Source organism: Nitrospira sp. BLG_2, from assembly GCF_049222245.1.
In genome coordinates this window covers 1-7,216 of sequence record NZ_JBLYIG010000533.1, presented here as the reverse complement: position 1 = coordinate 7,216, position 7,216 = coordinate 1, and the positions used below count along the sequence as shown (strand labels likewise).

The following is a 7,216-nucleotide window of genomic DNA, read 5'->3' as shown; positions in this document are numbered from 1 at the left end:
GGATCCTCGGCACCCGACTCCGCGGAACTCTTGCTAGGGCAACGCCGCGACTCCGTATAGGTCTCGATTTGTTGACCGGATTGCCCATCGAGAGAAAAAAACCGACGCGCCGCTTCGACAAACGCAGGACCGCTTGAAGAGTTGACTTCGGCCTTGAGGGTGACCATCGTGCGATGGATCAATTTATTTACAATCGAGGAGGCGAGGCTTTCGACCAATTCACGGTCCTGGGCGGACAAATGCGGCAAGCGCGCCAGTACTTTATCGACCTCCGCCCGCTTCATGTCAGCGACACGGCTCCTGAGCGCGACGATCGTGGGAGTGACCTCCAGGGATTTCATCCAGTCCAGCATGGTGGTCACTTCTTCAAGAACCATCTTCTCGGCCTTCTCCGCCTCTTGCACTCGTTCAGCTCGGTTCTGTTCAACTCGATGTTTGAGATCATCAATATCAAAGAGAAACGCATTGTCGACATGACGAACGGCCGGATCGATGTTTCGCGGAACTGAAATATCGATCAAAAACATCGGACGGTTCATGCGTTCTTCGACCGCGCGATGCACATCCTCGGTGCCGACCAGATAATGTGCCGCGCCCGTAGAGACGATCACAATATCCGCTGAGGCCATATCATCCTTGAACTGATCGAATGGGACCGCCGTGCCACCGAACTTGGCGGCAAAATCGACCGCATGTTGTGGCGTCCTCGTCGTGATACGCACATGTCCCACGCCATGAGCGACCAAATGGCGCGCGGCCAACTTCGCCATCTCCCCGGCACCGACCAACAACACCGTCTTCTCGTGCAGATTCGAAAAGATCTTCTTGGCCAGCTCAACGGCGGCATAACTGACCGACACCGCCATTTCCGAGATTTTCGTTTCGGTCCGCACGCGCTTGGCTACCGAAATCGCCTTCTTGACGACCTTGTTCATGATGAGGCCGGTCGTCTTATGGGCCAACGCCACCTCAAACGAATTTTTAAGTTGGCCCAGGATTTGAGATTCGCCGATTATCATTGAATCAAGGCTGGCGGCGACTCTGAACAAGTGACCAATCGCTCGATCCCCCGTATGCCAATAGAGGTGCGGGGTCAGCTGTTCGGAAGACAACGACAAATGCGTGTCGGCTAGAAATTCCTGGATACGTCCATATCCGGCTTCAATGTCGTCGACAACGGAGTAGACCTCGACGCGATTACAGGTCGAGAGGAGGATGCCTTCCTTGACGCCGGGATAGGAACACAGGCGGGTGAGGGCCTCGCCCAGACGGCTTTCGGGAACCGCCAACCTCTCTCGGATCTCGACCGGAGCCGTCTTGTGGCTTAATCCTACGACGATCAGATGCATGGGACGATCAGACGCATGTTACGACACCGCAGTATGTCCTTTAAGAACGACGCCTACCAACGTGAGGATCACGCAGGCGAATCCGATGACCGTCAGATAGGCCGCGCGTTTGGCCCTCCACCCTATGGTCAGTCTTCCGAGCAATACGATGAAATAGAAGAGCCAAGTGACGACCGCCCAGGTTTGCTCGGGATTCCAGCTCACATAAGATCCGCGTGCAAATTGAGCCGAGATGGCTCCCGTCACGATTCCCAGCGTAAGCAAAGGAAACCCCAACACGATGGATTGTTGATTGAGGTGATCGAGAAAGTCTAACGCAGGGAGCTTGCTATAGAGAACGTTGAACTGCTTCGACTTGAGGAATCGATCTTGGATCAGATACATCACACCCGCCACGAATGCCACGGTAAACCCTACGGCGCCCAGCATGCTGAGCGTGACATGAAACCACAAGGTCTTGAACACCGGCTGGAGAGGAGGTACCGTCTCTGGAAGGGCTGCGGCCGAGATCAATGAGACCACGGCTAACGGCACCATGAAGGATCCAAGCACATGAATCCGATGGCGGAACTCGACGACTAAAAACACCAGGATGATCATCCAGGAAAAAAACGACAGGGCATCGGAAAAGCTGGGCGGCACTGACGATGAGACATCTGCCATTCTCGCCCCGAGGGCGAAAGTGTGGGAAGCAAAACCTACGGCAGTAAGTCCCGACGACACCTGTGACAAGGCTTCCGAGCGTCGCAGCGAATAGGAAAGAAACGACACCGTGGCCACGATGTACAGTACCAGCGTGATCATGAAACAAACGGCTGCCATCGGGAACCACCCCCTGAAGTGCCTAAGAACGAACGTCAATGAAATAAGTGGGAAATTATATCGATGCCGACCAAACGGAGTCAACAAAACCTAGGAGCTTCAAAGACTTCTGTGAGTCCCCTTAATCGGAAAGGAACGCTCTACATGGTGGCGGTATCCATCGGGCATCCTGATGATGTGACCGTGCGTGCCATCCGAATCCTCGGCGAAGTAGACATTATCGCTTCCGAAGATCCGACCATGACCCAAGAACTCCTTATGCATCACGGGATTCAGGCGACAGTGACGAGTTACGGGCCCGGAAATCTGAGAGAGAAAGCAGCGGTTCTTTTACACCGGTTACAGCGAGGAAGTGACGTCGCGTTCGTATCCGATTGCGGGTCCCCCCTCGTCGCCGACCCGGGCTATATACTCGTAGCGGCCGCTCATGCACATGATATCCGAGTGGTTCCAGTACCCGGTCCCTCTGCGATTATCGCGGCCCTGACCGTCGCAGGGTTCCCTTGCGATTCCTTCTATTTTCTTGGACATCTGCCGAGCGCCCCCACACGTATCGCCCAAACCCTTAACGATTCCCTGAGGAGAAAAGGCCCGACTGTGGCCTTCTGCACAGAAACAATGGTCGCGCGTATTCTGAAGACCCTGGATGACATCTCTCCCCAATGTTTCGTGGCTGTGGCCTACGACTTAACAAGACCGAACGAGCACATCGTTCGCGGGACCGCTTGTAAGGTCCGTGAGCGGCTCCTCCCTGCTCGGAGGCGGGAAGTGACACTCGTTCTTGAAGGAAGAGATGGGACGGAATGGGATATCCAAGGAGACTGCGCTCAGTCATTCTCCTCTCGACGGATCAAAACCCGGTAGGCCTGGTCGACTCGTTCCTGCGATAAGACCGTATGACCTTCGTTCTCGACGCTGCGAGGGACATTGCGAATGGGATCTCCATCATCAAGAAGCACCGAAAGCACCTGCCCTTGCTTCAGTGTCTCTAACTTGAGCTTCGTCTTCACGAAGTTGTAGGGGCAAATTACTCCACGAAGGTCAAGCTCGAACACCGGCACTTCAGGCAAATTCTGATGTTCGTTCATCGCATCCTCAGGCTAACGATGATTCTGGAAAACCAGCAGAGATCCCTAGCTCAATGAAAAAGGGGCAGCGAAAGCTGCCCCCTGCAAAAAAACCAGACCTCCAGAGCGTCTTAATTGAATCCCTTTACCAAATTCGGCTTTGACGCGTCAGTTCCATAGTCGGATATGTTGGGCACCTTTGTTTCCGGAGCCACAGTTTTATACCCCCATCCCGGTTGAGGTTCGCAATTCCAACAAGGAGCTGCCCCAGTGAACTCGCCGATGGTGGTGTCCACAGTTCCGGTGATCTTGCCGGGCAATACGGATCCTGCCACCCCACCCGTTGTCGTGGCACTAGTGGTCTCGAGGGCCCGCTCCGTGGAAGGGTTCGGTCGCTGCCCTAGGCCGCCAAATCCGGCGAGTTTCTCGTTGCCTCGCAGCACGTGCACCTCGCGAACCAGTTTGCGGCCTGTGCCGAACGGTTGCTGAGGCGAAGTCTCTTCTACCACTTGAACAGCAATATCATCGCCGCTGTTCAACGGCCTAAACTGATCCAGGTTGGTTCTTCCGTCGAAGTAGACAGTCAGCGAGCTCATGGCTCCGGTTCCCGCGCGGCCTTCGTCATGCGAGCTTCCGCCCGTCTCCAGAAGCATCTTCCCCGCTGGAAAATCTATCCCCAGGACACGGCCAAAGATCGTCTCAGGCAAGGAAAGTCGATCAAGGAACGCACTTCGATCAAAGGCCTGGACCCGATTGGCATTTCCGGAAACATCGCCGACCCCTGTTCCCACACCCATTGCGGACCCACCAGACTGTTGCAATCGCTCTTGCGCCACCGCAACACTCAGAGAGCCGACACAAAGCATTGCGGCTGCCAGTGCCAACACGTTACGCATATGCTGCCTCCTTAAAAAAGTAAGTGGACGGGTAGTTCTGTAGAAAGAAATCAAGGATCATCGTGAGAGGTTCATTGCTTCTTGTCTGAATCATTATAAATGAATACACACACTGAGAAATATGGCAGAAAGTAGGCTAATAACACGGCGCTGTCAAGAGGGTCGTCGAATCGGATCAGAATCGGATCAATTGTCGCCTTCCAACGCCCCTCCACTTAATCATCCTTATCATCCTTGGAATACAAAAGATCTACAAGGATCGTACCCCATTTTTAAAAGCAAATGAATGAACGTGAGTGTTACGCTGGTGCCCGGAGGGAGGGTCGAACTCCCACTCTGTCGCCAGAACCGGATTTTGAGTCCGGCGCGTCTGCCAGTTCCGCCATCCGGGCATACTCCAGCTGCTACCGTCACCGGATGTGTTTCTAGCAGGCCACCGTCAGAGGGTCAATCGGCAACTATCCCGTCTCCGCTGGCAAGTCGCTCGAAACAGATTTCGGCTATTCGTGTATACATGGCGGCATTCCATGCCAGCCTATTGCAGGAATGAATGACGAGAGAATCCCTGCCAGACATTTTTTCGCCGGAGACCTGAAGATCCGATTCCATTTGACGATTCTACAAGCTGCGGTAATGTTGCAGTTGCTATACCGCATTCACAGAGCAGGCCGCAGAGACCACTCATGATTAAGGAAGAATTGGATTCCGATAAGGTATTCGTCCTACACAAATTTTTAACGAGCGACGAGTGTGTGGCACTGATCCGTCGGAGCGAAGGTCTCACCTATGAAATTGGGACAGTCGGTGGTGTCGTGGCCGAGGGCATCAGAAACAATGAACGCCTCCTGGTCGACGATAAATCTTTGGCAGACACGTTGTTTTGCCGAGCAGCGCCATGGCTACCGCAGGTGGCCGAAAGTCGTCGCCTGGTCGGGTTCAACGAACGTTGGCGATTCTACCGCTATCGCCCAGGACAGACCTTCCAGCCTCATCGGGATGGATCGTACATGTCGCTTGAAACACACGAGAAGAGTGAGGTGACGTTCTTGATTTATCTGAACGACGACATGACAGGAGGAGAAACACGATTCTTTGCAGACATGGAACAGGTCGCTCGAAGATGTCCTTACTTGACCGTGAAGCCAACAATAGGAGCGGCATTGGTGTTCCTCCATTCCATCTGGCACGAAGGCGCTATCGTGCAAAGTGGACAGAAATATGTGCTGCGTACCGATGTCATGTACAAGCTATAAAATTGCACCGCCGCGTTCGACGTATATCAAGAAATCTACGTTACCTATGAGACCAGAACAGTAGCAGTCCACTTCATGTTAGTTCGCCATTCTTCAACAGCGTAATCCCACGGCCAGTTGATTTTTTGAGATCGCACGCCTTCCCTAAATACGTGAGAGCTTCACCTTCGTCCGGTCTGACATCAGCCGGAGTTACGCCGGCAAACACAAGCGCACTGAGGACCATGAACACAGGAAACCAGGAACGAACCGTCATCATGAGCTGCATGATTCACCTTCCTCTCCCACCTAATCGACGGGATCTCCGATCGACGAGCGTCGTTCCTACTGACGTCTATTCGAGAGTCGAAGTTGTGCGGTTGCGAATCGCGAGGGAACAAAATACTGCGAGAGGATCGTCTGTTTCGGATTAGACCGGACAGCAGATTTACTGTTCGATTTTTGTATAGTTCATAGTTCAAGGTGCAAAGATCATGGGCGTGAGCCGATCTTTTCTTCATCAGAACATCTCTGATAGAATGCCGGTCAATAAGGTCTGGATTTCAGCCCTTAATTATTCACCTGCATAACATCGAAAAAAGGAGCGCTTTAGATTATGGCAGAAGTTTCTTGCGTGACATGCGGACAAACCGGCGAAGCGATCACCGCTCCATTGTTTCTCGGCAAGCTTGAGTCGGAAGTGAAAAGCAAGGTCTGCACCGACTGCTGGAAAAAGTGGGAAGGCATGCGCGTGATGGTCATCAATGAATATCAAGTCAATCTTGGCGATGAGAGCGGCCGCGAACTCGTTCGCAAGCAGATGAAGGCGTTCTTGAAATTAGGGGAACAGGTTGATTCGTCGAAAGTGGCCGAAAACTATCGTCCGCCGACCAGCTGATCACGCATTTCTTTAGGAAAGAGTTTTAGTCAGTATGCTTCAAGTTTCTCCTTGGATGTCGCTGAGTTCGTTGACTTGACTTGTCCGAAAGTGCTAGGGTACCTCGCTCTGCCATTCACTTAACTCCTTGAAGCGGAAAAGGAAGGATTTCGGTCCACAGAATGATCACGCAGATGCAAGTCAAGGGGCTCATGTTTGACCCCTACAACAATGCCTATATCGTCATACTGCGGGACGACGATCAGTCGGAGATGCTGCCGATATGGGTCGGGAAATCGGAAGCCAGCTCGATCAGCCTGGCGATTGAGAATGTCGCCCCTCCCCGCCCGATGACGCACGACTTTATGAAGTCATACCTGGATGCATTCAACGCCAAAGTCATTAGTGTGGTAATTACGGACCTGAACGAACATACCTATTTTGCCAAAGTGCATTTGACGTACGCAGACTCGGAGTATACAGTCGATTCCCGTCCCAGCGACGCCATCGCCCTCGCGCTTCGGACTCAGGCTCCTATTTTTGCGAGTGAGTCCGTGATTCGAAAGCAGAGCTCGGAAGAACTCGATCAGTGGCTGGAGAACCTGAAGCCAGAGGACTTCGGGAAATTGGATTCCTGACGAACTATCCTGATTGTCGTATGGAAGAGCACACCTCACAAACGACCGACCCGTTGATACAGCTGACGGTCCATCGAGTTGTAGAAGACTCGACGACGGATACCAGGATCGTCGTACTGACCCGAGTCGACGGCGCCGCGGAACATTTCATGGTATGGGTGGGAGCATCGGAAGGTGAAGCCATCAGACGCGCCCTGGACACATCGACCACGCCACGACCCATGAGCCACGATCTGATCAAAAGCTTCGGCGAGCACCTCGGCATCAAGATGGAACGAACGGTCCTCACGGACGTCAAGAGCAGTACATACTATGCGACCGTCTTCCTCGAAAAT

10 protein-coding genes and 1 tRNA gene are annotated in these 7,216 nt (G+C 53.2%); 5 read left to right on the top strand and 6 right to left on the bottom strand.

The features are described 5' to 3' along the window. Window positions 1–1,349, bottom strand: a 1,349-nt coding sequence (hemA, locus tag ACOSYY_RS14310; protein WP_421663199.1) for a glutamyl-tRNA reductase, incomplete at its 3' end; no start/stop codon positions are given. 18 nt (window positions 1,350–1,367) lie between these two features. Then, complete coding sequence (gene ccsA / locus ACOSYY_RS14305; RefSeq protein WP_421663198.1) at window positions 1,368–2,171, bottom strand: cytochrome c biogenesis protein CcsA; 804 nt, start codon at window positions 2,169–2,171, stop codon at window positions 1,368–1,370. A gap of 111 nt (window positions 2,172–2,282) precedes the next feature. On the opposite strand from ccsA, the gene rsmI reads away from it, so the two are divergent. After that, window positions 2,283–3,035 (top strand): 16S rRNA (cytidine(1402)-2'-O)-methyltransferase, encoded by a 753-nt coding sequence (gene rsmI / locus ACOSYY_RS14300; protein WP_421663197.1) that lies wholly within the window; start codon window positions 2,283–2,285, stop codon window positions 3,033–3,035. Here rsmI and ACOSYY_RS14295 read toward each other — a convergent pair. The 3 genes from ACOSYY_RS14295 to ACOSYY_RS14285 all read right to left on the bottom strand — a co-directional run bounded on the left by ACOSYY_RS14295 (window position 2,999) and on the right by ACOSYY_RS14285 (window position 4,526). Next, the gene (locus ACOSYY_RS14295) at window positions 2,999–3,259 is read right to left on the bottom strand and encodes a sulfurtransferase TusA family protein (protein ID WP_421663196.1); all 261 of its coding nucleotides are present in this window, start codon (window positions 3,257–3,259) and stop codon (window positions 2,999–3,001) included. The genes rsmI and ACOSYY_RS14295 overlap by 37 nt on opposite strands. A 110-nt stretch (window positions 3,260–3,369) precedes the next feature. Next, a complete protein-coding gene (locus ACOSYY_RS14290) occupies window positions 3,370–4,134 on the bottom strand; it encodes a hypothetical protein (RefSeq protein WP_421663194.1) in 765 nt (254 codons plus the stop codon). Between the two features lie 305 nt (window positions 4,135–4,439). Continuing rightward, window positions 4,440–4,526, bottom strand: a tRNA-Leu gene (locus tag ACOSYY_RS14285). Window positions 4,527–4,817: 291 nt separating this feature from the next. On the opposite strand from ACOSYY_RS14285, the gene ACOSYY_RS14280 reads away from it, so the two are divergent. Continuing rightward, on the top strand, window positions 4,818–5,387 hold the full coding sequence (locus ACOSYY_RS14280; protein ID WP_421663193.1) for a 2OG-Fe(II) oxygenase: 570 nt from the start codon (window positions 4,818–4,820) through the stop codon (window positions 5,385–5,387). A 73-nt stretch (window positions 5,388–5,460) separates the two neighbouring features. Here ACOSYY_RS14280 and ACOSYY_RS14275 read toward each other — a convergent pair whose 3' ends face one another. Continuing rightward, on the bottom strand, window positions 5,461–5,655 hold the full coding sequence (locus ACOSYY_RS14275) for a hypothetical protein (RefSeq protein WP_421663192.1): 195 nt from the start codon (window positions 5,653–5,655) through the stop codon (window positions 5,461–5,463). 327 nt (window positions 5,656–5,982) lie between these two features. On the opposite strand from ACOSYY_RS14275, the gene ACOSYY_RS14270 reads away from it, so the two are divergent. The 3 genes from ACOSYY_RS14270 to ACOSYY_RS14260 all read left to right on the top strand — a co-directional run. After that, complete coding sequence (locus ACOSYY_RS14270; RefSeq protein WP_421663191.1) at window positions 5,983–6,264, top strand: Fe(2+)-trafficking protein; 282 nt, start codon at window positions 5,983–5,985, stop codon at window positions 6,262–6,264. Window positions 6,265–6,425: 161 nt separating this feature from the next. Next, the gene (locus ACOSYY_RS14265) at window positions 6,426–6,881 is read left to right on the top strand and encodes a bifunctional nuclease family protein (protein ID WP_421663190.1); all 456 of its coding nucleotides are present in this window, start codon (window positions 6,426–6,428) and stop codon (window positions 6,879–6,881) included. Further along, on the top strand, window positions 6,833–7,216 hold a 384-nt coding region (locus ACOSYY_RS14260), incomplete at its 3' end, for a bifunctional nuclease family protein (RefSeq protein WP_421663189.1). The genes ACOSYY_RS14265 and ACOSYY_RS14260, both read left to right, overlap by 49 nt.